This is a genomic window from Cloacibacterium rupense (assembly GCF_014645495.1).
In the GTDB taxonomy this organism is placed as follows: Bacteria; Bacteroidota; Bacteroidia; order Flavobacteriales; family Weeksellaceae; genus Cloacibacterium; species Cloacibacterium rupense.
This window is the reverse complement of sequence record NZ_BMLV01000001.1, coordinates 240,969-265,399: the sequence shown is the minus strand read 5'-3', so window position 1 is coordinate 265,399 and position 24,431 is coordinate 240,969. Positions and strand designations below refer to the sequence as shown.

Genomic DNA, 24,431 nt, shown 5'->3' with positions numbered 1-24,431 from the left:
TTATTTTTTCTTGCGTGCAAATATAGTGATTCTTTAGAATTTATATACTATAAATCAATATTTTTTTTCATCTTTGCACTCACAAAATTTATGCAGTTTTGAAAATCGTAAGAGAATTTGAAAATTATACAGAAAACTCTCCTAAAGTATTATCTTTAGGAATGTTTGATGGGGTTCATCTTGGTCATATCTCTATCATTAATCTCTTAAAATCTGCAGCTAAAGAAAAGAATTTGGAAACCGCTTTACTCAGTTTTTGGCCACATCCAAGGAAGGTTTTTAATCCTAATGATGATTTAAAATTACTAAATACTCTAGACGAAAAACTCTATTTATTAGAAAAAGCAAATTTAGATGTGGTTTTTCTAAAATCCTTTGACGAAAATTTCAGAAACTTAACTGGTGAAGAATTCGTAAAACAAATTTTAGTTGAAAAACTAAACGTAAAACACATTATCATAGGTCACGACCACGTTTTTGGGAAAAATAAATCTGGAAATTTTGAACTTTTACAAAAACTTTCTCAAGAATTGGATTTTGAAGTTCAACAGTTAGATGCTGTAAAAGAAGGTGATTTCAATATTAGTTCTACCAAAATTAGAAATTGTCTAACCAACGGAAATATTTCAGGTGCTAACAAGATGCTGGGCTACCATTATTCTGTTTCAGGAAAGGTGATTGATGGCAAAAAGCTAGGTAGAACTATTGGTTATCCTACGGCAAATATAGAAGTTGACGAGCTAAAACTTCTCCCGAAAAAAGGAGCTTACATTGTAGAAGTAGAAGTTAAAAATAATTTCTTTAAAGGCATGCTAAGCATTGGTACCAACCCTACGGTAAATGGCGATAAACTTACCGTAGAAGTTTATATTCTCGATTTCAACCAAGATATTTATGGTGAAGAAATTACTGTAAAATTCAGAGATTTTCTACACGAAGAAATTAAATTTGAATCTTTAGAGAAATTGATTGAAAGACTAGATGAGGATAAGAAATTGACTGAAAATTTCAAATTTTAGTCTAGAATATCAAATACAAAATTTTCTAAAAATTCTAAGACATAGATAGAGTGATTTACTTCTTTACTATTATCAGTTAACCTTGGTAAGTGCATACTAAAATACTGTTGGTAATGTGCAGTTTCTATAATTGTGCTAGACAGTGATTTTGAAAATTTATAATCTTTTTTGCACTCTAGAATAATTTCAGCTACAAAAGCACATAATTCTTTGTAAGGTTTGAAAACCTGCTCCTTATTAATCAGGTCGACATCTTTTACCAAGTAAACTTTACTACTTTCAGAAATAACTATTTCATATAACTTTTGCAAATCATAGTTACCAAATCCTGCGCTTACAACCTCGTTATTGGTAATTAATCTCAGGATATATCTAAGTTTATCTTTTGGGCTAGCTTTTCCTTTTACATTAACTTGAGAATGATAATATAAGTAACTCCAATACCAATTAAGTATATAAAGCAATAGTTTATGCTTGTTAGGAAAATACCTATAGATAGTAGCTTCTGTAGAATTGATGTACTGAGAAAGTTTTTTAAATGTAAAATTCTCATATCCTATTTCATGCATGAGTTCTATAGAATTTTTCACAATATTTTTGCCAACTTCGCTAGAATCTGGATCCCTTAAAAATAAAGAAGGATTTACTCTGAATGTCAATTGAAATTCCATAAAACAAATTTAAAAAAGAATTTTTAATAAATAGTTATAATATCTAGTTTAAAATAATTACAACTGAATATAATAGTTATAGATACATTAAATGATAGTAATACTATCTCAAAAAGATTTGTTTATATCTTTACAAAAAATAATAAAAGAATGTTATAATATTATGAGAAATATAATCTTCATCTTTTTAGTAACATCATTAAATTTATTTTTCGCGCAGGAAAATAAATCAAATATTATTGAACGAAAAGAATTTACCAATATAGAAAATGCACTGAAAGAGCCAGAAAATGTATTTAGACTTAAACTTGACAATCAAAAGCTAAACATTAATGATGACGTGTGGCTACAGTTTCCTAATCTAGAATATCTCAGTTTAAAAAACGACCACCTCAATAAGATACCAGATGGAATTGCTCAACTAAAAAACCTTAAAATACTTGACTTAAGTGGTAATGATTTTAAAATACTTCCCTCATCTTTTAAGAATTTGAATAATCTAGAAGAATTATATCTGAACAATGAAAAAAATATGAATCTAGAAAAAACTATTGAAACGCTAACTTTTTTACCCAAGCTTAAAATACTACATCTTGAAGGTGACCAACTAAAAAAATTGCCCAAAAACCTCTCTAAAATCAAAAATCTAGAGACTCTATACCTCAATAATAATGATTTTAAGGAAATCCCAAAGGAAATTGAAAATATAAAAGACTTAAAATATCTAGACTTCAGAAACAACAAATACACCCCAAAAAACTATAATCAATTAATCGATAATTATGGTGTCATTATAAAATTTTAATATAGATCATCAGCGCAAAACTTTTAGACTTGTTATTAATCAAACTTCATTTTTCATATCATTTAGTTATTTTTTTCATATCGCGCTGATGATTTTTTCATTATAACTTTAAAGTCTACCTAAAAAATTGTCTAACTAAGAATCTCCTCCTTCACTTTCTTTGTCAGGCTATCAAAAACCAGTTGATAAGAGTCATCAATTAATTTTTTAATGAATTCAGGTTTCAAACCTTCGCAAACCACCGAATTCCAATGTGTTTTATTCATGTGATAAGCGCCAGAAATTTGGTGATATTTTTCTCTTAATTCTTGGTTGTAGTCTTCCTTATTTTTGGCAGAAAAAACTATAGGTTGCGCGTCTAATGCCATCAACAAAAACATTTTACCTCCTACTTTAAAAACCAAAGCAGTTTCATTAAACGGAAAACCTTCGGTTACTCCTTTTTTTGTTAAACAATATTCACGGATTTCTTCTGCTACCAATTTTATTTATCTATTTTTCTCAAATTTAAGAAACTTATCGTTAAAAATCATAAATTTGTAATAATTAAAACACAAATTAGATAATATGAAATCAAAATTATTCTTTTTTTTAAGTTTCATATTGGCTTGTTTTTTCAAATCACAAATTGTAAACATTCCTGATACAAACTTTAAAGCATATCTAGTGTCTGATACTAATATCAACACCAATGCTGACACAGAAATTCAGTTATCTGAAGCCATTGCTTTCAGTGGAAGTATAAATTGTAACAATAGAAATATTTCAGATCTAACAGGCATTCAATCATTTACAAACATCACATCAATTAATGCATCTTATAACAATTTAACAAGTTTAGATGTAAGTAGTAATATTGCATTAACCGGATTATACTGCTTTGGAAATCAAATAACTAGCTTGAATGTGAGCAATAATACGGCTTTACAATACTTATTATGTTTTAATAATCTAATCAACAGTTTAGATGTAAGTAATAATCTTGCATTAAATACATTATCATGCTTTAGTAATCAACTCACAAATTTAGATGTTACTAAAAACACCGCTCTGGTTTCTTTAAATTGTTTAGATAATAAAATCACTAGTTTAGATGTAAGCAATAACACTTTGCTACAAAATTTGTCTTGTGATGATAATTTATTAACTAGTTTAGATGTTTCAAAGAATATAAATTTAGTGGGTTTGTCTTGTTATAATAATCAAATTAGGAGTTTAGATGTTTCTAAAAATTTATCTTTAAAAACTCTTGATTGCTATTTTAATAAAATTGGAAGCCTTGATGTAAGCAAAAATACAGCGTTAACATATTTACATTGTGGTAGAAATTTCATTACTAGCCTAAATATAAGTAATAACATTTTGTTACAAGATTTTTCTTGTGTTGGCGATCAAATAGGAACGTTAGATGTAAGTAAAAATACTGCTTTACAACTTTTAGATTGCCGAGGTTGCGGTCTTACAACTTTAGACATTACCAATAACACAGCTTTAACAACGTTGTTATGTTTTGCTAATTCTTTAACTCAGCTCAATCTTAAAAACGGCAACAATACTATTCTGAACTCTATGCAGGCTTTTTCTAATAGTCAACTAACCTGCATTCAAGTAGATGATGTAACATTAGCTAATTCTTATGCTACTGCATACACCTGGCAAATAGATAGCATTGCAAGCTTCAGCACTAATTGTTCTTATACTTTAGCTACTTCTAATGATAAAAAAATTAAAGAAACCATGTTTCCTAATCCCACACATAATATTGCACATTTTACAACTAATGCTAATTACGTTAAAGTGTACAATTTTTTAGGACAAAAAATTTTAGAAAAAAGAGAAACTTCTTTTATTGACTTATCTAATTTAAGAGATGGAATTTATTTTATAGTCCTTTTTGACAAATACGGAAAAGAAATAATCAAAAGTAAAGTCATAAAAAAATAAATACTATTATTAAATTCAAACATTATTCAATTTCTCATGAAAGCTCTCATCATCGGTGCAACTGGCGCTACAGGAAAAGATTTACTTCAAAAATTGATTGAAGATAACGAATTTGAAGAAATTCACGCTTTCATAAGAAAACCTATGAAAAGTGAAAACGAAAAGGTGGTTTTTCACGTTGTAGATTTCGAAAAACCAGAAGAATGGAAAGATTTGGTTACAGGCGATGTAGCATTTTCTTGCCTCGGAACTACCTTGAAAGATGCTGGAAGCAAAGAAGCACAACGAAAAGTAGATTTTGATTATCAACTCAATTTCGCCAAAGCTGCTAGAGAAAACAATGTGGAAGATTTTGTATTGGTTTCCTCATATGGTGCTAATCCCAATTCTAAAATATTCTATTCTAAAATGAAAGGCGAGCTAGAAGAAGCAATTAAAAATCTACATTTCAATAAGTTAACCATCTTCAATCCGGGAATGCTCGACAGAAAAAACACCAATAGAACTGGTGAAGTATTAGGCGCTAGAATTATAAAATTTGTGAATAAACTAGGCTGTTTAGAGAGCCAAAAACCACTACCAACAGATGTTTTGGCGCAAGCGATGATTAATGCAACTAAAATAAAATCAAACGGTTATTCTGAAATAAAATTAGGTAGTATTTTCAGTTTTGCAGAAAAAGGAAAAGAATAATAATTGCCACGAATGCACTAATTTTATTAAAATATAATTAAAAAATTATTCGTGTATTCGTGGCAAATTCTATTTCAAATATTTTGTAATAGAATCTGAAGTTGGTTTTGTAGTACTGATGAAGGTATCTATCAACTCTCCTTTCTCATTCAAAAGAAATTTAGTAAAATTCCAAAGAATGGTTGTGTTTTTTACGCCATTCAGTTTTTTGTCTGTTAAAAACTTAAATATCGGAGCTGTATCATTACCTTTTACCGAAACTTTAGCCGCCATTGGGAAAGTTACTCCATAATTTTTCTTACAAAAAGTAGCAATTTCTTGATTGCTGCCTGGTTCTTGTCCCCCAAAATTGTTTGCAGGGAAACCTACTACCACCAACTTGTTTTTATACATTTCATACAACTTTTCTAAATCTTCGTACTGAGGTGTAAATCCACATTCTGAAGCGGTATTTACAATCAGGATTTTTTTTCCTTTAAACTTAGAAAAATCAATGGTTTTACCGTCTAGAGATTCTACCTTAAAAGAATGAATAGACTTTGGTGTCTGTGCTTTTGAGCTAAATAAACCAAAAAATGAAAACATAAGAATGAATAAATATTTATAAGATTTCATAAAACTATTTTTTTCAAATGTAAGACATATATTCATAAAAAAAAGCGTTATAAAACGCTTTTAGATATTTTCTATCATACTCCTAATTAAGGAATATATAGCATGATGAGTTCTCTTGTTTTCATTTGATAGGTTACAAACATTTGAATCGCTTGTTTCTCTAGTACAATAACTTCTTTGTAAGTTACACAATCTCCTAATTTATCATCCGTAGAAAACTCATGGCCTTGGTATTGAATTTCTTTAGTTTCCCCAAAAGTTTCGTTTACTTTATTAAAAAGTTCTTTAATAGATTCTTCTTTTACATTAGAATCTTTAGAAAAACTCTCTGCAAGCTTTTTGTAGTCTTTTGAAATGATTAAATAATTAACATTTTCTAAAGAAGGAAGAAAGCTTAAAACCCCTTCTAATTCAGAGATTTTAAATTTATAAGAACGACCTTCTCCATTATTCAAATCTATACTTACTCTTACTTCATTAAACTTTTTTTTATTTTCTTTACTTAAATTAGAATAGAAAAGATAAGCCATATTACCAGCATGTTTGGTAAGATTTACTTGGTCATTATTTAACAACGGACTTTTATTAATCTTAATTTCGAAATAATCCTTAGAAATTCCGTTGTGATTTTCGAAGCCTTTATTATAATTGATGAGACCGCCATAGAACTGAGCGATTTTATCGAGTGCTAATTTTTCGTCGCTAGATACATTTACCTTGTTACAAGAGTTAAAAAATAGAAATAAAATAAAAATGGGTATTAGTTTTTTCATAAAATTAGGTTTTGATTTTTTTATTTAAAATTTAAATGTATTTTCTGGGAATGCTTTATTTATCTCTATTCTATTGAGAATCATCACATAATCTCCTTCTTTTTTGGGTGTGTTAGATTCTATTCTAAATGGCATTATCAGGTTATTAACCTTTTTAAAATCAGAATAAATGAGTACTTCGTCTTTTTTAACTTCTTTCAGAAGAAAATAGTTTTGTACATCAAAATAATAGACTGTTTTATTTACATTTTTAGTCAATTCTACTTTGAAACAATCTTTTTCACCTACTTTTTCTTTTCCTAAAACCTGAGCGGTAAATCCTTTATTTTCGTAATCTATAAAATCTGTATCAAAACTTTCTGCTACATAATCTTTCTGAATTTGTAATTTATTAACCACATAATTCATGGCATAGCCATTTTTACCATCATAACCTTCTACTACATTTTCCTTTTTCCCTACAGTAACTAAGGTTTTTGTCAGATTAGGTCTTTGCTGAAAAATTTTAATAGGATATTCCTCATTTACTCCCAAAATTACTTTGCCTTGAAGTAAAATAGAATTTAGCAATTTCCATTGGGTAAGGCCACCCGTAATTTCGATGTTTTTATCAATAATTTGCTTGGCCGTTTGTGCCGAAAATAGGGCATTTATTAGAATAGTTGCTAGTAAAAGTAGTTTTCTCATTGATTTTTTTTTCAAGGTTTCAAATATAAGATTTTGTAATTAAATCCTCTTCAAATTTTTACATTTTCAAATTAATTTTCTAGCTTTTTCTAAATCTTCTGGTACGTCTATTCCTACTCCAACAAAATCTGTCTCTATCATTTTGATTTTCATGCCGTTTTCTAGATAACGAATGGCTTCTATTTTTTCTGAAATTTCTAGTGGTGTCATTTCAAGTGTAGAAAATTTAGTAAGCGCTTCTTTTCTGAAAGCATACACACCAATATGCTTATAATAAAAATGTTCTACAGAGGTTTCTCTAGGATAAGGAATTACGGAACGACTAAAATACATCGCAAAACCCTGTAAATCAGTGATTACTTTTACATTATTAGGATTTTCTACTTCTTCTTTTTCCTTTAGTCTAATTTTAAGCGAAGCCAATGAAATTTCTTTGTCAACATCATTTTCAAAAACTTCGATGAGTTGTTTCAAAGGCTCTGTTTTCAAGAAAGGTTCATCACCTTGCACATTAATCACGATATCACAAACCATACTTTGCACCGCTTCTGCAATTCTGTCGCTTCCCGTTTCGTGTTCGCCTGTCATTACAGCTTTTCCACCGTTTTTGGTAATTTCTTCAAAAATAATTTCTGAATCAGTTGCCACGAAAACTTCATCAAAAAGTCTAGTTTCCACTACATTTTGGTAAGTAGTAGAAATCACAGTTTTGTCTCCCAAAATTTGCATTAATTTCCCAGGAAATCTACTTGCAGCATAACGAGCTGGTATTACAGCGATGATTTTAAGAGTTCCGAGTTCCGAGTTTCGAGTTCCGAGATTTTCCATATCTGGCGATTTTTTGAAAAAATATAAAAATAATAAAGCCACAAATGCACAAATATTATTAATGCATTTGTGGCAAAAAATTAAGCTAATTTACTTAAAGCAGCCTCCAATTTCGGGAACATTTTTTGTAAATCTTCTACAGAACAAGCACCAACTGAAGCTCTAAACCATGGCATTTCTCTAGAATTTCCAAATGCTGAAAATGGTACTAATGCTACACCCGCTTTTTCAATGAGATAGAAAACCAAATCAGTAGAATCTTTCAGAACTTTTCCGTCTTCTGTGGTTTTTCCTACATAATCTAGTTTGATGGTCAAGTACAACGCTCCCATTGGTTTTATGCTATCAACAGCGAAATTTTTAGATTTCATTTCTTGAATTCCAGCGTGTAAAACCTCTAAACTGTGTGCTATTTTACCTTTATAATCATTCACAAAAGCATCTACAGCTTCGGTATTATCTAAAAACTCTGCCACTGCTTGTTGCTCTGGTTTTGGAGCCCAAGCTCCAACGTGAGTTAGCAAGGCTTTCATTTTATCCATTACTTTGCTCGGACCAAATCCCCAACCCACTCTTACGCCAGTTGCCGCAAAACATTTAGAGGTTCCGTCAATATAAATCGTGTAATCTTTCATTTCTGGAAATAAAGTTACCGGATTGAAATGCTCAGAATCCCCGAAAGTAAGCATTGCATAAATCTGGTCGTACATTAAATATAAAGGTTTTTCACCTTCTTTTCTATTTTTATTTTCAGCAATAATAGCTTCACAAATTTCTGACAATTGTTCTTTGGTAAACATGGTACCAGTTGGGTTCAACGGTGAACAAAGCGCCACCAACACAGCTCTTTCTAAGTGCGGAGTGATATCTGCTGCTGTTGGTAAAAAATTATTTTCAGGTCTTACTTCTATTTCTACAGCTTTTGCAGAAGTAAGGTAAGAATAGTGATTATTATTCCAAGAAGGAACAGCATAAACAACCTTATCACCTTCATCTACAATTGTTTTGAAAGTTGCATAAATCAAAGGTCTAGAACCACCAGCCACTAAAATATCGTCTGTTGAATAGTCTAAATTCCAACGAGATTTTAGGTCTTTAGCTACCGATTTTCTTAAAGATAATAAACCGTTTGCTGGAGGATAATTCGTTAAATCATTATGATACGCTTTTTGAATATTCTCTTTCAGAACAGCAGGAATTGGATATATTTTTGAATCTAAATCGCCAATCGTAAGATTAGCAATTTCAGCACCTTGAGCTTTGAGTTCGTTTACTTGATTACCTATTTTGATAATTTCTGAACCAATAAGGTTCTGAGCGAGTTTTGATACCACTTTTTATAGAATTAAGGGTTAATAATTTGAAAGTTCAAATTTAAAAAATATAAAACAAAAGACTTCAATAATATTCATAAAAAATACCGCTGATTAAGCAGATTAGGCTAATTAAAAAATAAGCAAAACCAACAAAATCAGCGATAGATTATAATTAATATAAATTTTAGAGTTTTAAATCTGCTTTTACAATGTCAAATTTCTTTTCTAATCTTGCAACTTCATCTTTGTAGTCTGCTTCGGAAGAAATAGAACCTTTAACAGAAAAATAAAACTTGATTTTTGGTTCAGTTCCAGAAGGTCTGATACAGATTTTAGTTCCATCTTCTGTATAGTAAATCAATACATTAGATTTCGGAATATCATTCATTACTTTTTTCTCACCAGAAATGGCATTAAAACAAGTTTGTTCTTGGAAATCTTTAACCTCTTTTACCAATGAACCAGCCAAAGATTTAGGAGGATTGTTTCTAAAATCTACCATCATTTGTGCAATTTCTTCGGCACCAGTTCTACCCTTTCTCACTACATTTACCAAAGCTTCTTGATATACACCTACTTTTTTGTAAATGTCTATCATATATTGATACATTGTTCTGCCATTGGCTTTGCACCAAGCAGCAATTTCACAAGCCAATAAAATAGAACCACAACTGTCTTTATCTCTTACGAAATCACCTGTCATAAATCCGAAAGATTCTTCGCCACCGCAAATGAATTTTTCTACACCTTCAGCATCGTGAATCATTTTACCAATCCATTTAAAACCAGTAAGTCCAGCTTTGCAATCTACACCATATTGCTGAGCTAAATCAAAGAAAACATCAGAAGTAACAATGGTAGAACCAATAAATTCTTTACCTGTAATTCTTCCTGCATTTTTCCATTGGTTCAAGATATAATCTGTAAGAATCATATTGGTTTGGTTACCGTTTAGCAACTGAATTTCGCCTTCTAGGTTTCTTACCGCAATCCCTAATCTATCACCATCTGGATCACAACCTATTACAATATCACCATTGGTAATATTAGCCAAATCTACCGCCATTTGTAGCGCTTTTGGTTCTTCAGGATTCGGAGATTCTACCGTTGGGAAATTTCCACTAGGAATCATTTGTTCTTTTACCAAATCTATTTTTTTGAAACCTGCTTTTTCCAGAGCTTTTGGAATAGTGGTATAAGTAGTTCCATGGATAGAAGTGAAAACAATATTCAAATTTTCATAACCAATTTTATCTTTTTGGTAAAGCGATTCTGCAATACATCTATCTATGTAAACATCATCTTGGTCATCGCCAATCCACTCTATCAAATCATCATTCCCATTAAATTTTATATCTTCAAATTTGGTAGCATATACTTCTTTGATGATGGCATCATCATTTGGTGGAACAATTTGTGCACCGTCATTCCAGTAAACTTTATAACCATTATATTCTGGTGGATTGTGAGAAGCTGTGAGAACAATACCTGCATTACATTTTTTATCACGAACCGTGAAAGAAAGCTCTGGAGTTGGTCTGTGTTCTTTGAAAAGCAACACTTTAATTCCGTTTGCAGTCAAAACATCAGCACACATTTTTCCAAATTCCTTAGAATTATTTCTCACATCATAAGCTATGGCTACTTTTATTTGGCTCGTCTTCGACTTCGCCGAACCTTCGGTTTCTTCGCCTGGAAATTGCTGATGAAGATAATTTGCCAAACCTTGTGTAGCTTGTCCGAGTGTATATTTGTTTAATCTATTGGTTCCAACGCCCATTATTCCTCTCATTCCGCCAGTTCCGAATTCTAATTCTCTGTAAAAACTGTCTTCTAATTCTGGAGAATTGGTATCAATCCAATTCTGAACTGTAGCTCTGGTGTCAGCATCAAAAGTATCTGATAACCAAAGTTTTGCTTTTTCTACCGTTGTCATATATATTGTTTTTTTGTTTGATGTGGTTTGACAAAGTTTCAAACTATAAATAAAAATTTTCTTTATTCATAGAACATCGACTTATCTTAACTTTCTGTTTTCCACAGAAGATTGGTCTTTTTTTGTTAATTTATTGAGAGGTTCTCCATAGAAAATAAGTTTTGAGGTATTTTCTAGAGTTCCTTTCATTTCATTATCAATATTTAATCCTGCTGAAGTGCCATTTTTAGCATTCATTTCTAAATTTTCTACATAAAAATACGGCGCCATAATGCTAGCAGAATCAGCTAATTTTAAATTCAAAATTTTGGTTTCTCCAAGGATATTAGCATTAGATTTTTGAGCCATATCAACCTTACTTTTGTCAGAGATAACTGCTCCCATAAATTTAGAATTATCTTTCAAATTTAGCAAAAATTCAGATGATTTTACTTGTCCGGAAACATTCATTTCTACGTGGTCCGAAAGTGAAATTTCATTTAAATCATTTTTCCCAAAAATATTAATGCTGTAGAAATCTACATTTTCAGGTTTACGATTTTCTTCAATAGTTAGAATGCCGTTTTTTACTTCTATATCTAGGTTTTTGTATATATTAGGATACGTTTCTACACTTACCAAATTTTGTTCAGCCTTCGCAAAAAACACTTTGAAATCTCCTTTAAGATTCAATTTGGTGAAATTTTCTACTGTTACGTCTTTCACTTCTATTTCACCTTTTGGAGAAATTTTGGAGCAAGAAATGAATCCTAGAAATAGGATAAAAAGTAAGGCTATTTTCTTCATATTGAATTACAAAATTTTCTCTACATGATAATTCTGATGTCCTCTACTTTGTCTAATCACCAACTCACCTAAAAACCCTGCTACAAAAAGCAAAGTTCCCAAAATCATCATCGTTAATGCGATATAAAACCAAGGATTTTCTGCGATGAGATTTCCATAAACGTGATAGTAATAAACGTCTATCAGTTTAGTTGCGCCCAACCAAAATGCAGATAAAAACCCGAAAATAAACATCAAAGTTCCTACCGCGCCAAAGAAATGCATCGGTCTTCCTCCAAACTTGCTTACAAACCAAAGGGTGATTAAATCTAAAAAACCACGAACAAATCTTTCTGTCCCGAATTTAGAAGTTCCGTAAGGTCTAGCCTGATGTTGCACTGGTTTTTCTGTAATTCTCTTGAAACCTGCATTGGCTGCCAAAACAGGAATCCATCGGTGTAAATCACCGTAAACATCAACCGATTTTACGACCTGTTTTCTGTAAGCTTTTAGACCGCAGTTGAAATCATTTAATTGAACTCCAGACAAATTTCTAGCTGCAGAATTGAAAAGTTTTGATGGTAAATTTTTCGTCATAACATTGTCAAAACGTTTCTTTTTCCAACCAGAAACCAAATCATATTTTTCATCAACAATTTTGCTGTACAATTCAGGAATTTCTTCTGGAAAGTCTTGTAAATCAGCATCCATGGTAATTACTACATTACCATTTACTTTTTCGAATGCTGCGTGCAATGCTTGTGATTTTCCATAATTTCTAGAAAATTTAATGCCATGCACGTGGCTATTTTTTTTAGACAAATCATCTATAATTTGCCAAGAAGTATCTGTACTACCATCATCTACAAACCAAACTTCATAAGTATAATTGTGCTCTTTGCACACATTGTCTATTCTTGCATAAAGCTCATGCAGAGATTCTTCTTCGTTTAAAAGGGGAATTACAACTGATAAATCCATTCAATAATTTTAAGGTACAAAATTAATAAATAAAAACGTTAGATTGGCGAGAATATGAGATATATTATGCCTCTACTCTGCTTCTAAAGAAACTTCCGAAAAATGTAGAAAGAATGGTATAAAAAACCAAAACAGCAGCAAAATAATAGGTAAACTGTCTAAAATTAAACATATCCTTGTCTTTGACCATTTCTGGTGAAAAACTTTGCATACTTTTTTGGTAATCTTTGTCTAGGTCTTGCTTTTCTTTTTCAGTTTTCATAATTGACCTTTGCTTTTGATAAATCTCCGTCAATTCTTTTTTATTTCTTTCCACAAACTGAAAATTCAAAGTATCCTTAGCGTCTGTATCTACAAAATTTAAGAAACCAAATATGCTAATCATAGATAAAAGTCCTGCGATAAACATAGGCTTAAAAGCTCTACCAAAAGCATCTTTGAAACTAAGACTTCCTTTTTCTTTTTTCAAAGAATTCACTGATAAATACGCTGCAATAGTATATAAAGCTGGCAGTGCAAATGCATTGAGCAACATACTCGTGTTAAAATAATTGGTATTATATGCAAAAAAATAGGCAGCAAAAAACACCAACATATTCGCGATAAACAACACGAAACCAACAGCATAAACGTTTTTAATCATATTTCTAAATTTATTTTTTTATTTTTTTTCTATTTTGAATTTTGAATTTTGAATTAATTCTGTATTTTTGCACCGGCAAGTCCTAAACAACCAGCTCCTGAGAATCCTCCAGGGTGGGAACGCAGCAAAGGTAATCGGTTGTAGCGGTGTGATTTAGGTAGCTTGCCATTTTTTTATGTCTTTTTTTGAAAATTTTCTATAATTATACTTCAAATTCTTCACCTAATTCTGGTATCGAAAAATCAATATTTTTTTCTGTAAATAATTGTTTAGCAGTATCATGATTGATTTTTATAGGGTCAAAAGTATCAAAATGACAACCAATTACTCTTTTGGTTTTTAATAATTCTGAAGCTGCAAAAGCTGCTTTTCTTGCACACATTGTGTAATGACCACCAATAGGTAAAATAGACAAAGTAATCTCCCCAAAAAGTTGATGAAAATAAGCCATATCAGCCATTACACCAGTATCACCTGCGAAATACACATTTTTACCTTGAAATCTGAAAATATAACCACAAGGTTGTCCGCCATACGTTCCATCTGGGAAACTAGACGTGTGATGTGCTGCAACCATCGAGATTTTCATGTCATCAAACTTAGCAGAACCTCCGAAGTTGATATCAATAGAATTGGGATGATTAAAATATCCACAAATTTCTGGTTGACCAATTACTGCACAATCAGGATGTTTTTCTAAAACTTCTTTTACATCTGCAATATGGTCACCATGTGCGTGAGTTATCAACACATAATCAATTTTTTGCGCAGAAATATCAAAACCTGATTTGTCTTTCTGAAAATTGTAAAAAGGATCAGAAAGGATATTTTTACCGTTGTAAGTGAACAAAAAACAGTTTTGCCCGAGGAATTTTATTTTCATTTTATATTTATAAATTAATCAACAATTACAGACATACTAATGTTATAGTAATAAATTATATACAAACAAAAACATATAACAAGAATTTGTAATATTAGAATTACAATATTTGATGATATTTTATTTTTTACTATAAAAATTGAAATTATAAAATCAATTATTAAAATTATTCCTAACATTAAAGGAGTAATTGCAAGTTCATACAATGATAATTCGCCAGTCAATAGCTCTTTAATCAATAACAAAAAAAAACCAAGGAATGTAATTATTGATAACCAAGAAACTATTTTATAAAATTTTTTCATAATTTTTAACTAAAATAATTCAATCCAAAAGCGACCAAAAGACTCATCACGAAAGTAATCATCGCCACTTGTTTCAAAAAAGGATCTAGCTCTTTTGGTTCTTTTACCATCATTATTTTTCTACGCAAAGACATCAGTGGAAATACGGTTACAAAGAAGATGAACGCATAATATTTACCCTGTGCTTGCAAATCATTAATCATCATGTATGTTAACACCAAAATTGGCGGAAGCACCAAAATAATCATTTCATAAATCATTGCATTTTTGAAACCTAATCGCAATGCTAATGTTTTTTTACCAGATTTTTCATCGTTTTCAATATCTCTCATATTGTTGAGATTAAGAACAGCTGCACTTAGTAAACCAATGGCTGAAGCAGGTAACAAAATATCCCAATCAAAAGTTTTGGTAAACAAAAAATAACTGCCGCAAACAGAAACCAAACCGAAAAATATAAAAACCATAATATCACCTAAACCTAAGTAACCATAAGGTTTTTTACCAACGGTATAGCCAATTGCTGCTAAAATACAAGCAACTCCTAAACCTATGAAAGTGTAAAATTCATTAATAAAATTCGGAAAAAACGCTTTGTAAAGCAAATAAAAAGTTGCCACCAAAGACAAAATAGCAAACAAAATTACCGCATTTCGCATTTGTTTTGCTGAAATTTTGCCAGAAGCTACTGCTCTTTGTTCGGCCTCGCCTATTCTATTTTTGTCGGTTCCTTTCACCCCATCGCCATAATCATTGGCGTAATTAGACAAAACTTGATACAACAAAGTCACCAAAAGCGCCAATGCAAAAATAGTCCAATCCCAAGTTTCTCCATTTTGTAAAAGTTTCCATCTTGCGATGAAAGACCCCATAATAATTCCGCTTATTGATAGCGGTAAAGTGCGCAGTCGAGCTGCTTGTATCCAATTTTTCATAATTGATGAATAATGAATGATAATTGATAACAATGCTGAAAAAAATCAATCATCAATTATCATTTATCAATAATATTTAAGAAATCCATTGATTTTCACCGAAATCTGGTTTACGTTTTTCTAAAAATGCGTTTCTACCTTCTTTGGCTTCGTCTGTCATATAAGCTAATCTGGTAGCTTCACCTGCAAAAACTTGTTGACCAACCATTCCATCGTCTGTTAAATTCATTGCGAATTTTAGCATTCTGATAGATAAAGGAGATTTTGCCAAAATTTCTTGGGCCCATTGATAAGAGGTTTCTTCTAATTCCGCATGAGGAATTACAGCATTTACCATTCCCATATCTTCGGCTTCTTTAGCAGAATAATTTCTACCCAAAAAGAAAATTTCTCTGGCTTTTTTCTGTCCTACCATTTTAGCCAAATAAGCAGAACCATAACCGCCATCAAAACTGGTAACATCAGCATCAGTTTGTTTGAAAATAGCGTGCTCTTCACTTGCTAAAGTCAAATCACAAACTACGTGTAGTGAGTGCCCTCCTCCAACTGCCCAACCGTTTACCACCGCAATTACTACTTTTGGCATAAAACGGATGAGACGTTGAACTTCTAAAATATTAAGTCTATGTCTTCCGTCTTCGCCTACGTAACCTTGATGACCTCTTGCTTTTTGGTCGCCACCGCTGCAAAAAGCGTGGCCGCCATCCTTAGGGCTTGGTCCTTCGCCTGTTAATAAAACCACCCCAACAGAAGAATCTTCTGAAACGTGGTAAAAAGCGTCATACAATTCTGAAGTGGTTTTCGGACGAAATGCATTGCGAACTTCTGGTCTATTAATAGCAATTCTAGCTACACCATTGCATTTTTTGTAGGTAATATCTTCGTATTCTTTTACGGTTTCCCAATTAATATTCATAGAAAAAAATTTTGCGTAAAGATAACGAATATTGACCAATTTCTAGACGAAATCATCATTATTAAGTCTAAATAGAACTGAAGAACTTTAAAATCTATCATTGAAAAATAATATAAAATCAATAAAAATTACCAAAAAATGATTTTATTCATACATTAAATAAATTTAGAAAAAAAATACCTAAGTACCTTTGCACCTGTAAAAAATGTAGGTATGAAAAATATGTTGAAACCAATACTAACAAGCTTTTTTTCTTTAAGTTTAGTAGCATTAATCAGTGGTCAAGAAAAAAAAGACACTTTAAAAATCGAAACTCCCAAAGTAAAAGAATTTAAAATTTTTAACAAAAAAGCAACCATAGGAGCTTTATTGGTGGGTGATTATGCCAATTCTCTTACCAAAGAGGTAGATATGAATGGAAAACACAATCCTTCTGGCGCGAATAATGGTTTCTATTTGGTCTATTTCAGGGTGAATGGAAAATTTGCCATTAATGACCAACTTTCTGCACAAATTTTGGTGAATTTTGCTGATTTTAAAAGCGACCCAAAAAATAAAGTTTTAGAAATTGCTGCTTTGAAATGGACTCCTAGTACTTATTTCAATCTACAAGTCGGACAATTTAGACCTTATTTTGGGTTAGAAGATATGTTTCCTGCAGAAATTTTGAAATCTTACACATGGTCTAATCAGTACTCTCTTTTAGGAAAAAGCAATTGGGAAAGTTTCCAAATTGGTGCTGCTGTTTCTGGTTCTTTAATTAAGAAAAAAATTCCTTTGAGATATTACTACACTTTCTACAACGGAAATGGTAAAAATCAATTGCAAGATAATGATAATTCTAAAAATCATGCTATCCGTTTAGAATATGACATTTTACCAAAATTACAAATCGGTATTAATGAAGCGCTTACTAAAGTGGAAGGTCAAAATGCTGACATGTTTGGGGCTGATATTACATTTAATACCAAATTATCTAAACTTTGGAACGCTGGTTTTAATTCTGAATTCAAATACGGAACCAATATTTCTGCGTTCTCTGCAGCTACACTCGCTGGAAAAACTATTTCTAACTATAAAATGACTGGGTTTTACATCATTCCTTTTATTTCTAGAACAATTAATGAAAATAATAAAAGCTTCATAGAATTTACTTGCAGATATGAATATTTGGAAGATGTTAATAAAAATGGAAACATCGGTAGATTTTATACCCCTATGCTTAGTTATGTAATTGGAGATGATTACACTTCTAAAGTCTCATTGGTTGGTGTAATTTCTGATTACAGCAAAGACATCATCAATACCAATCAATATAGCTCTAGTCTTTTACTTTTACAATATCAGATTAGATTCTAATCATTTTTCTTTAAAAAGTTACAGCATTTTTTGTGTAACAAAAATTACATTATTTTCATTCTTAAACTGATATTATTCATAAATTTTAAATAAATTATCTATAAACATAATCAAAATCATATTTTTTTATTCGAAATATCGTTATATATTTGAGTACCTCAAAAATCTAATAATATGATCATAGGTATTTTAAAAGAACCAAGTTTCGAAACTAGAGTCTCTTTACTTGCAGAATCCGCTGCAGCACTTATAAAAAAAGGCAATAAAGTAATTGTAGAATCTGGTGCAGGTGAAAAATCCTTTAACAACAATCAAGAATATGAAAAAGTAGGCGCAGAGATAAAATCTAGAGCCGAAGTTCTAAAACAAGCAGAAATTTTGCTTTCAATACATCCTCCTTTAGACGAGGATTTTTCAAAAATTAATTCTAAAATTTTATTGGGAGTTTACCAACCGTTGTCTAACGGAGAAAATGTGTTAAAATCTATTGAGAAAAAAATGACCACTTTTTCTCTAGACATGCTTCCAAGAACTACCAGAGCTCAGGCAATGGATGTATTGAGCTCTCAAGCCAATATTGCAGGTTATAAAGCAGTTCTTTTGGCAGCTCATTCATATGGAAGATACTTTCCTATGTTTATGACTGCGGCTGGAAGCATAGCACCTGCTAAAGTTCTAATTTTAGGAGCTGGTGTTGCTGGTTTGCAAGCCATAGCAACCGCAAAAAGATTAGGAGCAGTGGTAGAAGTTTTTGATACCAGACCTGCTGTAAAAGAAGAAGTAATGAGCCTTGGGGCTAAATTTGTAGAAGTTGATGGTGCTGCAGATGCCAGTTCTGCTGGTGGTTATGCTGTAGAACAAACCGAAGAATACAAACAAAAACAACAACAACGAATTGCTGAAAGTGTTGCAAAATCTGATATTATTATTACCACCGCACAAATTCCAGGGAAAAAAGCTCCGATTTTAATTACTGAAGAAATGCTTAATTCTATGAGAGATGGTTCTGTAATTATAGATTTAGCAGCTTCTACTGGTGGAAACACACCACACACCAAAAATAATGAAACCGTGAATTATAAGGGAGTTTCTATAATTGGAAATTCTTCTTTACAATCTACCATGCCTTCTGATGCTAGTAAATTGTATGGGAAAAATGTTTCAAATTTCCTTCAACTCATCATCGATAAAGATGCGAACCTTAATCTCAATTGGGAAGATGATCTAGTGAAAGGTGCCTGTATTACACACAATGGTGAAATAATAAATGATAGAGTAAAATCTGCGCTATCACCTGCTATGAACAATTAAAAATTATTTTATGGATATTATAGAGTGGTTTACTCAAAACCAGCAAATCATCTACATTGTAATTCTGATGATTTTTGTAGGAATTGAAGTTATAGGTCATGTGCCTAGTGTTTTACATACTCCATTAATGAGTGGCGCAAACGCCATACACGGAGTGGTAATTATTGGAGCTATTATAGTAATGGGAAAAGCAGAACCAGATAATTATTTGGCTTTGATTTTAGGTTTTCTCGGTGTGATTTTAGGAACATTAAATGTAGTTGGCGGCTTTGTAGTAACAGACCGTATGCTAGAAATGTTTAGTAAAAAGAAAAAATAATGCGCAGGATGTCTGATGTTTGATGATGGATGTTTAAAAATTACACCCAACTTCTAACACCCAGCATCCATCTAAAAAATCAAAATCATGGGATTACTTACAATACTTTATTTAATAGGCTCTATTACCTTTATTTTAGGATTAAAAATGCTCTCTAACCCTGCCACTGCTAGAAAAGGGAATTTATTAGCCGCAGCAGGAATGGTAGTAGCCATTTTAGGAACTATTTTTCTCTATCAAGATGACGAAGGTCAAAAATTAGGAAATTATGCTTGGATTTTTGGGGGAATTCTCATCGGTACCATTGTAGGTGCTTTAGCTGCCAAAAAAGTAAAAATGACGGCTATGCCACAAATGGTAAGTATTTTCAACGGAATGGGAGGCGCTTGTGCTGCTCTTATTTCTTTGGTAGAATACAATCATTTGGTTCACAATTCAGAAAATTCTGTTAATTTAGGAACACTTTCCATCATACTTTTAGGGCTAATCATCGGTTCAGTTTCATTTGCAGGAAGTATGATTGCTTGGGGAAAACTCAATGGAAATATCAAAAAAGACTTTGCTTTTCCGGGCCAACAATTTATTAATATCGGAATTCTATTAGCCATTTTAGGATTATCTGTTTATTTAGTTTTGAATTTCAGTCCAGAAAGCAATTATTTATTCTATGTAATTTTCATATTATCATTGCTTTACGGTTTACTTTTCGTTTTCCCAATTGGTGGAGCAGATATGCCTGTTGTCATTTCTTTATTAAATTCATTTACGGGAGTTGCCGCAGCTTGTGGAGGATTTTTGTATGACAACAAAGTCATGTTAACTGGTGGTATTTTAGTGGGTGCTGCAGGAACTTTATTAACCATTTTGATGTGCAACGCCATGAATCGTTCTTTATTAAATGTACTGATTGGTTCTTTCGGCGGAAACAAAAAATCTGAAGGCGGAAGTTCTTCTAGCGGAGGGACTGTAAAAGAAGTTACCCTGAGTGACACTGCCGTTTTAATGACCTATGCCAGCAAAGTAATGATTGTTCCAGGATACGGATTGGCAGTAGCTCAAGCTCAACACGCTTGTCACGAATTAGAAAAATTACTAGAAAGCAAAGGTGTAGATGTTTTCTATGCGATACATCCCGTAGCTGGTAGAATGCCAGGACATATGAATGTACTTTTAGCAGAAACCGATGTTCCTTACGAAAAATTAATGGAAATGGAACAAGCCAATGAAGAATTTTCAACTGCAGATGTAGTTTTAATTCTTGGAGCAAATGACGTAGTAAACCCTGCTGCTAAAGAAGACACATCCTCTCCTATTTACGGAATGCCAATTCTAGAGGTAGAACTCGCTAAAAACGTAATTGTAAACAAACGAAGTATGAAACCTGGTTATGCAGGAATAGAAAACGAATTATTCTACAGACCAAAAACTTCGATGCTTTTTGGTGATGCCAAGAAAGTACTGCAAGATTTAATTTCTGAAATTAAAAATCTGTAAAATTAAAGATTTTCGTTCCCTCAAATCTTAAAGGAAGAAAAATCTTTGATTTTTATAAACTATAAAAACAAAAACTCCTGTTCAAAGTTTGAACAGGAGTCTTTTTGTATTAAATCAAAATTTCCAACTCATAACTCATACTTCATTACTTATAACTTTTATAGCATTTCTTCCTCCAAGAATTCTCTATCATTAAAATAAATTTCTAAAGTAGAATGCTGTACATTATAATGTTCTAGTTCGTGTTTTACTTTATCTTTTAGATTTTCAATCTGGTCTAGAGAAAGACTTTTATCTACTTGAAGATGAGCTGTAAGTGCATTTTCGGTAGTACTCAGTGCCCAAATATGAAGATGTTTAAAATCTTTTACGCCTTCTATTCCAAGAATTTGTTCTTTTAATTTATTGAAATCTACTCCTTCCGGAACTCCGTCAAGAGCTAGTTTTAGACTTTGAGTAAACAAACTCCATGTTCCATAAAGAATCACCAATGCAATTACAATACTCATCACAGCATCTAGCCAAAACCAATTGGTAAAAATAATCACCACACCAGCAATTACCACACCCAAACTCACCAAAGCATCTGCTGCCATGTGTAGATACGCCCCTTTCACATTAAGGTCAGCGTCTTTATCTTTCATGAAAAAATATGCAGTCAGAGAGTTGATGATAATTCCAACAAATGCTACAATTGCCATAATTTTACCTTGTAAAGGTTGGGGATTATAAAATCTAAAAATAGCTTCGTAAATAATACCGCCAACTGCCAGAAACAGAATAATCGCATTAAGCAATGCTACCAAAACCGTCACTTTTTTGTAACCGTAAGTATATGATTGTGTAGCTTTTGAATACATTAATTTAAAAGCAATTAAAGCCAAAATCAAACTCACCACATCGCTTAGATTGTGACCCGCATCTGAAAGCAATGCCAAAGAATTTTGCCACCAACCAACTACTGCTTCTATCACAACAAAAGCCGAGTTGAGAAAAATACCTATATAGAATGCGTTTCTTAATTTTTTTGAGTTCAAATCTAGTTGTGGAACGTGACTATGACTGTGTTCGTGAGAATGCGACATGAAAGAAATTTTAGTCAAATTTCGGGAATTTTTTTGAGAAAGTTTAAGTGAATTGTGTAAATTTGAGAGATATCAGTAATATAAAAATGACAAAGTTTAAAATTTACACAGAATCAGAAAAATTTGTATGGACAAGAAAAAGAATTTTATTTGGAATCGCTTTACTTTCTTTTGTGATTCTAGCAATTAAATTTTATTTAATAAAGAATGCTGAATTCATTAACGACAGTTTAGCACAAATTATGGGATTCATTTCTGTAAGTGCAATATTTTTAGGATTAATAAATTCTTTTTTTCCACAACAACTAAAGGGAAAATTAAACGGAGAACTTATTTTTGATTTTTCAAAAATTGCAATCAATAATGATAGTTACAATTTAGAAGATATAAAGTCTATTCAAATTAGTACTGGTCCTTTTAAAGGACAATTAATTTCAAGCGGAATGTCTGCGTTTTCTGATAGATTTTCAGACGGAATCAATAATGAATTAATTATTACTCTAAATACAGGAAAATAATAAAGTGTAACTTTCAAATTGAACATAAAAGAAAAATTTTTCAAGCAACTAATGAGCTAAAAAATTATGTTGATTTAGGTATACTATCACATGAAAATTTTGCTAAAATTTCAGCTAAATCATAATGAATTTCCCAATAAAAAAAGTCGGACAAAAGCCCGACTCTAATCATTAATTTCTTTATTAATTCTTTAATTCTCAGAATTCCTTCTATTAATCAAATAATACACTGGTAAACCTATCAAAATAAGAAGCAATCCTGGCCAAGTGTAATTTGGTTTGTAAATAAATAAAAGCACACAAAAAGCTGTTCCAATCAGCAAATAAATCAATGGCGTAACAGGATACAACCACGTTTTGTAACTTCTTTCTACGTCTGGTTTTTTAATTCTCATGTAGATTACACCAAAAACGGTAATCATATAAAATAAGACAATTACAAAAGATATCATATCTAATAAATCGCCGTATTGTCCGCTCAAAGCAAGAAGCGAAGCCCAAATTCCTTGCATCCAAAGAGATTTTTCGGGAACACCATTTTTATTATTTTCGATAGCAGATTTTAAGAAAAGGCCGTCTTTTGCCATCGTCTGAAAAACTCTAGCTCCTGCCAAAACAATCCCATTGACACAGCCAAAAGTAGAAATCATGACGAGAACCGCCATAATAATAGTTCCTACACTTCCAAACATTTTCTCTGAAGCAGCAACTGCTACTCTATCATTCGCAGCAAAAGCGATGGAATCTCTGTCTAATGCATTCAGGTAAACAAAATTCACCAAAAGATAAAGAACCATCACTGAAATCGTTCCCAAAACCATTGCTTTTACCACATTTTTCTGTGGATTTTCTATCTCTCCCGAAACGAAAGTTACGTTTTCCCAAGCTACAGAACTAAATACAGAACCTACCATTGCAGCGGCAATTCCACCAAAAAGCGTAGCTCCAGAAATAGAATCCCAACCGATTTTCAAATAATTTCCTTTTTCATCTTTGACCAAATTATTGAAAGAATCCCAACCGAAACTCATGTTACCATTCCAAAAAGATTCTTTCACCAAAATAAATCCTAAAAAAATCAAGCCTAAAAGCGCAACAATTTTAGAACCTGTGAATAAGTTTTGAAGCAATTTTCCGCTCTCAACACCTCTAGTATTAATATAAGTAAGCAACAGAATAATCGCAATACCAACAATTTGAATCCAAGTAATTTTAAAATCTCCACTTTGGAAAATCGGAGCTGCATCATTGAGTGCAGGAAAAAGATACGCCGAAAATTTCCCAAAAGCTACCGCAACTGCAGCGATTGTACCCGTTTGTATCACGGTAAACATTCCCCAACCGTACAAAAACCCAAGTTTTTTTCCGAAAATTTCTGTAATGTAAGTGTATTGTCCACCCGCTTTTGGAAACATTGCCGAAAGTTCTCCGTAACTTAACGCGGCTGCAACCGTCATAATTCCGGTAATAATCCACACGACGATGAGCCAATATCCAGAACCGAGATTTCTCATCATATCTGCTGAGACAATGAAAATTCCGCTTCCAATCATAGAACCCATTACGAGCATGGTTGCGTCCCAAAGTTTTAATTTTTTATTCATAGTTTAAATTTGTTTCGAGTTTCATG

25 protein-coding genes and 1 other RNA gene are annotated in these 24,431 nt (G+C 31.8%); 10 read left to right on the top strand and 16 right to left on the bottom strand.

Annotated features, from left to right (window positions below; all coding sequences use genetic code 11):
• Window positions 1–98 precede the first annotated feature (98 nt).
• On the top strand, window positions 99–1,019 hold the full coding sequence (locus tag IEW40_RS01250) for a bifunctional riboflavin kinase/FAD synthetase (RefSeq protein ID WP_188616259.1): 921 nt from the start codon (window positions 99–101) through the stop codon (window positions 1,017–1,019).
• Here IEW40_RS01250 and IEW40_RS01245 read toward each other — a convergent pair.
• Window positions 1,016–1,690 carry a TetR/AcrR family transcriptional regulator gene (locus tag IEW40_RS01245; RefSeq protein ID WP_188616258.1) on the bottom strand — a complete coding sequence of 225 codons (675 nt, stop codon included), beginning with the start codon at window positions 1,688–1,690 and terminating at the stop codon, window positions 1,016–1,018. The genes IEW40_RS01250 and IEW40_RS01245 overlap by 4 nt on opposite strands.
• A gap of 163 nt (window positions 1,691–1,853) precedes the next feature.
• On the opposite strand from IEW40_RS01245, the gene IEW40_RS01240 reads away from it, so the two are divergent.
• On the top strand, window positions 1,854–2,495 hold the full coding sequence (locus tag IEW40_RS01240) for a leucine-rich repeat domain-containing protein (RefSeq protein ID WP_188616257.1): 642 nt from the start codon (window positions 1,854–1,856) through the stop codon (window positions 2,493–2,495).
• Between the two features lie 131 nt (window positions 2,496–2,626).
• Here IEW40_RS01240 and IEW40_RS01235 read toward each other — a convergent pair whose 3' ends face one another.
• Window positions 2,627–2,977: an MmcQ/YjbR family DNA-binding protein gene (locus IEW40_RS01235; RefSeq protein WP_188616256.1), complete on the bottom strand. Its 351-nt coding sequence runs from the start codon at window positions 2,975–2,977 to the stop codon at window positions 2,627–2,629.
• 85 nt (window positions 2,978–3,062) lie between these two features.
• Here IEW40_RS01235 and IEW40_RS01230 point away from each other — a divergent pair, with 85 nt between their 5' ends.
• Together IEW40_RS01230 and IEW40_RS01225 are read left to right on the top strand one after the other, a co-directional pair.
• A complete protein-coding gene (locus tag IEW40_RS01230) occupies window positions 3,063–4,439 on the top strand; it encodes a T9SS type A sorting domain-containing protein (RefSeq protein ID WP_188616255.1) in 1,377 nt (458 codons plus the stop codon).
• Window positions 4,440–4,475: 36 nt separating this feature from the next.
• Window positions 4,476–5,132, top strand: a complete 657-nt coding sequence (locus tag IEW40_RS01225; protein WP_188616254.1) for an NAD(P)H-binding protein — start codon at window positions 4,476–4,478, stop codon at window positions 5,130–5,132.
• 69 nt (window positions 5,133–5,201) lie between these two features.
• Here IEW40_RS01225 and IEW40_RS01220 read toward each other — a convergent pair whose 3' ends face one another.
• The 9 genes from IEW40_RS01220 to IEW40_RS01180 all read right to left on the bottom strand — a co-directional run bounded on the left by IEW40_RS01220 (window position 5,202) and on the right by IEW40_RS01180 (window position 13,676).
• The gene (locus IEW40_RS01220; protein ID WP_229663365.1) at window positions 5,202–5,717 is read right to left on the bottom strand and encodes a glutathione peroxidase; all 516 of its coding nucleotides are present in this window, start codon (window positions 5,715–5,717) and stop codon (window positions 5,202–5,204) included.
• A 116-nt stretch (window positions 5,718–5,833) separates the two neighbouring features.
• Window positions 5,834–6,520, bottom strand: coding sequence for a hypothetical protein (locus IEW40_RS01215; protein ID WP_188616252.1), 687 nt, complete (start codon window positions 6,518–6,520; stop codon window positions 5,834–5,836).
• Window positions 6,521–6,544: 24 nt separating this feature from the next.
• A complete protein-coding gene (locus IEW40_RS01210) occupies window positions 6,545–7,207 on the bottom strand; it encodes a histidine kinase (RefSeq protein ID WP_188616251.1) in 663 nt (220 codons plus the stop codon).
• A 66-nt stretch (window positions 7,208–7,273) separates the two neighbouring features.
• A complete protein-coding gene (gene kdsB / locus IEW40_RS01205) occupies window positions 7,274–8,035 on the bottom strand; it encodes a 3-deoxy-manno-octulosonate cytidylyltransferase (RefSeq protein WP_188616250.1) in 762 nt (253 codons plus the stop codon).
• 80 nt (window positions 8,036–8,115) lie between these two features.
• A complete protein-coding gene (locus tag IEW40_RS01200) occupies window positions 8,116–9,369 on the bottom strand; it encodes a pyridoxal phosphate-dependent aminotransferase (protein WP_188616249.1) in 1,254 nt (417 codons plus the stop codon).
• Window positions 9,370–9,535: 166 nt separating this feature from the next.
• Window positions 9,536–11,287 (bottom strand): phospho-sugar mutase, encoded by a 1,752-nt coding sequence (locus IEW40_RS01195; RefSeq protein WP_188616248.1) that lies wholly within the window; start codon window positions 11,285–11,287, stop codon window positions 9,536–9,538.
• Window positions 11,288–11,368: 81 nt separating this feature from the next.
• Window positions 11,369–12,073 (bottom strand): GIN domain-containing protein, encoded by a 705-nt coding sequence (locus IEW40_RS01190; protein WP_188616247.1) that lies wholly within the window; start codon window positions 12,071–12,073, stop codon window positions 11,369–11,371.
• Window positions 12,074–12,079: 6 nt separating this feature from the next.
• Complete coding sequence (locus IEW40_RS01185; RefSeq protein ID WP_188616246.1) at window positions 12,080–13,033, bottom strand: glycosyltransferase family 2 protein; 954 nt, start codon at window positions 13,031–13,033, stop codon at window positions 12,080–12,082.
• Between the two features lie 64 nt (window positions 13,034–13,097).
• Window positions 13,098–13,676: a DUF4199 domain-containing protein gene (locus tag IEW40_RS01180; RefSeq protein WP_188616245.1), complete on the bottom strand. Its 579-nt coding sequence runs from the start codon at window positions 13,674–13,676 to the stop codon at window positions 13,098–13,100.
• Between the two features lie 73 nt (window positions 13,677–13,749).
• On the opposite strand from IEW40_RS01180, the gene ffs reads away from it, so the two are divergent.
• Window positions 13,750–13,847, top strand: an RNA gene (gene ffs / locus IEW40_RS01175) — signal recognition particle sRNA small type.
• A 31-nt stretch (window positions 13,848–13,878) separates the two neighbouring features.
• On the opposite strand, the gene IEW40_RS01170 is transcribed toward ffs, so the two are convergent.
• The 3 genes from IEW40_RS01170 to IEW40_RS01160 form a co-directional block, all read right to left on the bottom strand.
• Window positions 13,879–14,559 (bottom strand): metal-dependent hydrolase, encoded by a 681-nt coding sequence (locus IEW40_RS01170; RefSeq protein WP_188616244.1) that lies wholly within the window; start codon window positions 14,557–14,559, stop codon window positions 13,879–13,881.
• Between the two features lie 310 nt (window positions 14,560–14,869).
• The gene (gene menA / locus IEW40_RS01165) at window positions 14,870–15,799 is read right to left on the bottom strand and encodes a 1,4-dihydroxy-2-naphthoate octaprenyltransferase (RefSeq protein ID WP_188616243.1); all 930 of its coding nucleotides are present in this window, start codon (window positions 15,797–15,799) and stop codon (window positions 14,870–14,872) included.
• 76 nt (window positions 15,800–15,875) lie between these two features.
• On the bottom strand, window positions 15,876–16,715 hold the full coding sequence (locus IEW40_RS01160) for a 1,4-dihydroxy-2-naphthoyl-CoA synthase (RefSeq protein ID WP_188616242.1): 840 nt from the start codon (window positions 16,713–16,715) through the stop codon (window positions 15,876–15,878).
• A 222-nt stretch (window positions 16,716–16,937) separates the two neighbouring features.
• On the opposite strand from IEW40_RS01160, the gene IEW40_RS01155 reads away from it, so the two are divergent.
• The 4 genes from IEW40_RS01155 (at window position 16,938) to IEW40_RS01140 (ending at window position 21,198) form a co-directional block, all read left to right on the top strand.
• Window positions 16,938–18,074 (top strand): putative porin, encoded by a 1,137-nt coding sequence (locus IEW40_RS01155; protein WP_188616241.1) that lies wholly within the window; start codon window positions 16,938–16,940, stop codon window positions 18,072–18,074.
• A 174-nt stretch (window positions 18,075–18,248) separates the two neighbouring features.
• A complete protein-coding gene (locus IEW40_RS01150; protein WP_188616240.1) occupies window positions 18,249–19,385 on the top strand; it encodes a Re/Si-specific NAD(P)(+) transhydrogenase subunit alpha in 1,137 nt (378 codons plus the stop codon).
• Between the two features lie 10 nt (window positions 19,386–19,395).
• Window positions 19,396–19,704: an NAD(P) transhydrogenase subunit alpha part 2 gene (locus tag IEW40_RS01145; protein ID WP_188616239.1), complete on the top strand. Its 309-nt coding sequence runs from the start codon at window positions 19,396–19,398 to the stop codon at window positions 19,702–19,704.
• Between the two features lie 87 nt (window positions 19,705–19,791).
• Complete coding sequence (locus IEW40_RS01140) at window positions 19,792–21,198, top strand: NAD(P)(+) transhydrogenase (Re/Si-specific) subunit beta (RefSeq protein ID WP_188616238.1); 1,407 nt, start codon at window positions 19,792–19,794, stop codon at window positions 21,196–21,198.
• A gap of 158 nt (window positions 21,199–21,356) precedes the next feature.
• Here the strand turns inward: IEW40_RS01140 and IEW40_RS01135 are convergent, their stop codons facing one another.
• Window positions 21,357–22,283, bottom strand: a complete 927-nt coding sequence (locus IEW40_RS01135) for a cation diffusion facilitator family transporter (RefSeq protein ID WP_188616237.1) — start codon at window positions 22,281–22,283, stop codon at window positions 21,357–21,359.
• A gap of 86 nt (window positions 22,284–22,369) precedes the next feature.
• Between IEW40_RS01135 and IEW40_RS01130 the strand changes: the two genes are divergently transcribed.
• Window positions 22,370–22,801 carry a hypothetical protein gene (locus IEW40_RS01130; protein ID WP_188616236.1) on the top strand — a complete coding sequence of 144 codons (432 nt, stop codon included), beginning with the start codon at window positions 22,370–22,372 and terminating at the stop codon, window positions 22,799–22,801.
• A 191-nt stretch (window positions 22,802–22,992) separates the two neighbouring features.
• Here the strand turns inward: IEW40_RS01130 and IEW40_RS01125 are convergent, their stop codons facing one another.
• Window positions 22,993–24,405 (bottom strand): APC family permease, encoded by a 1,413-nt coding sequence (locus IEW40_RS01125; RefSeq protein ID WP_188616235.1) that lies wholly within the window; start codon window positions 24,403–24,405, stop codon window positions 22,993–22,995.
• Between the last annotated feature and the right edge of the window lie 26 nt (window positions 24,406–24,431).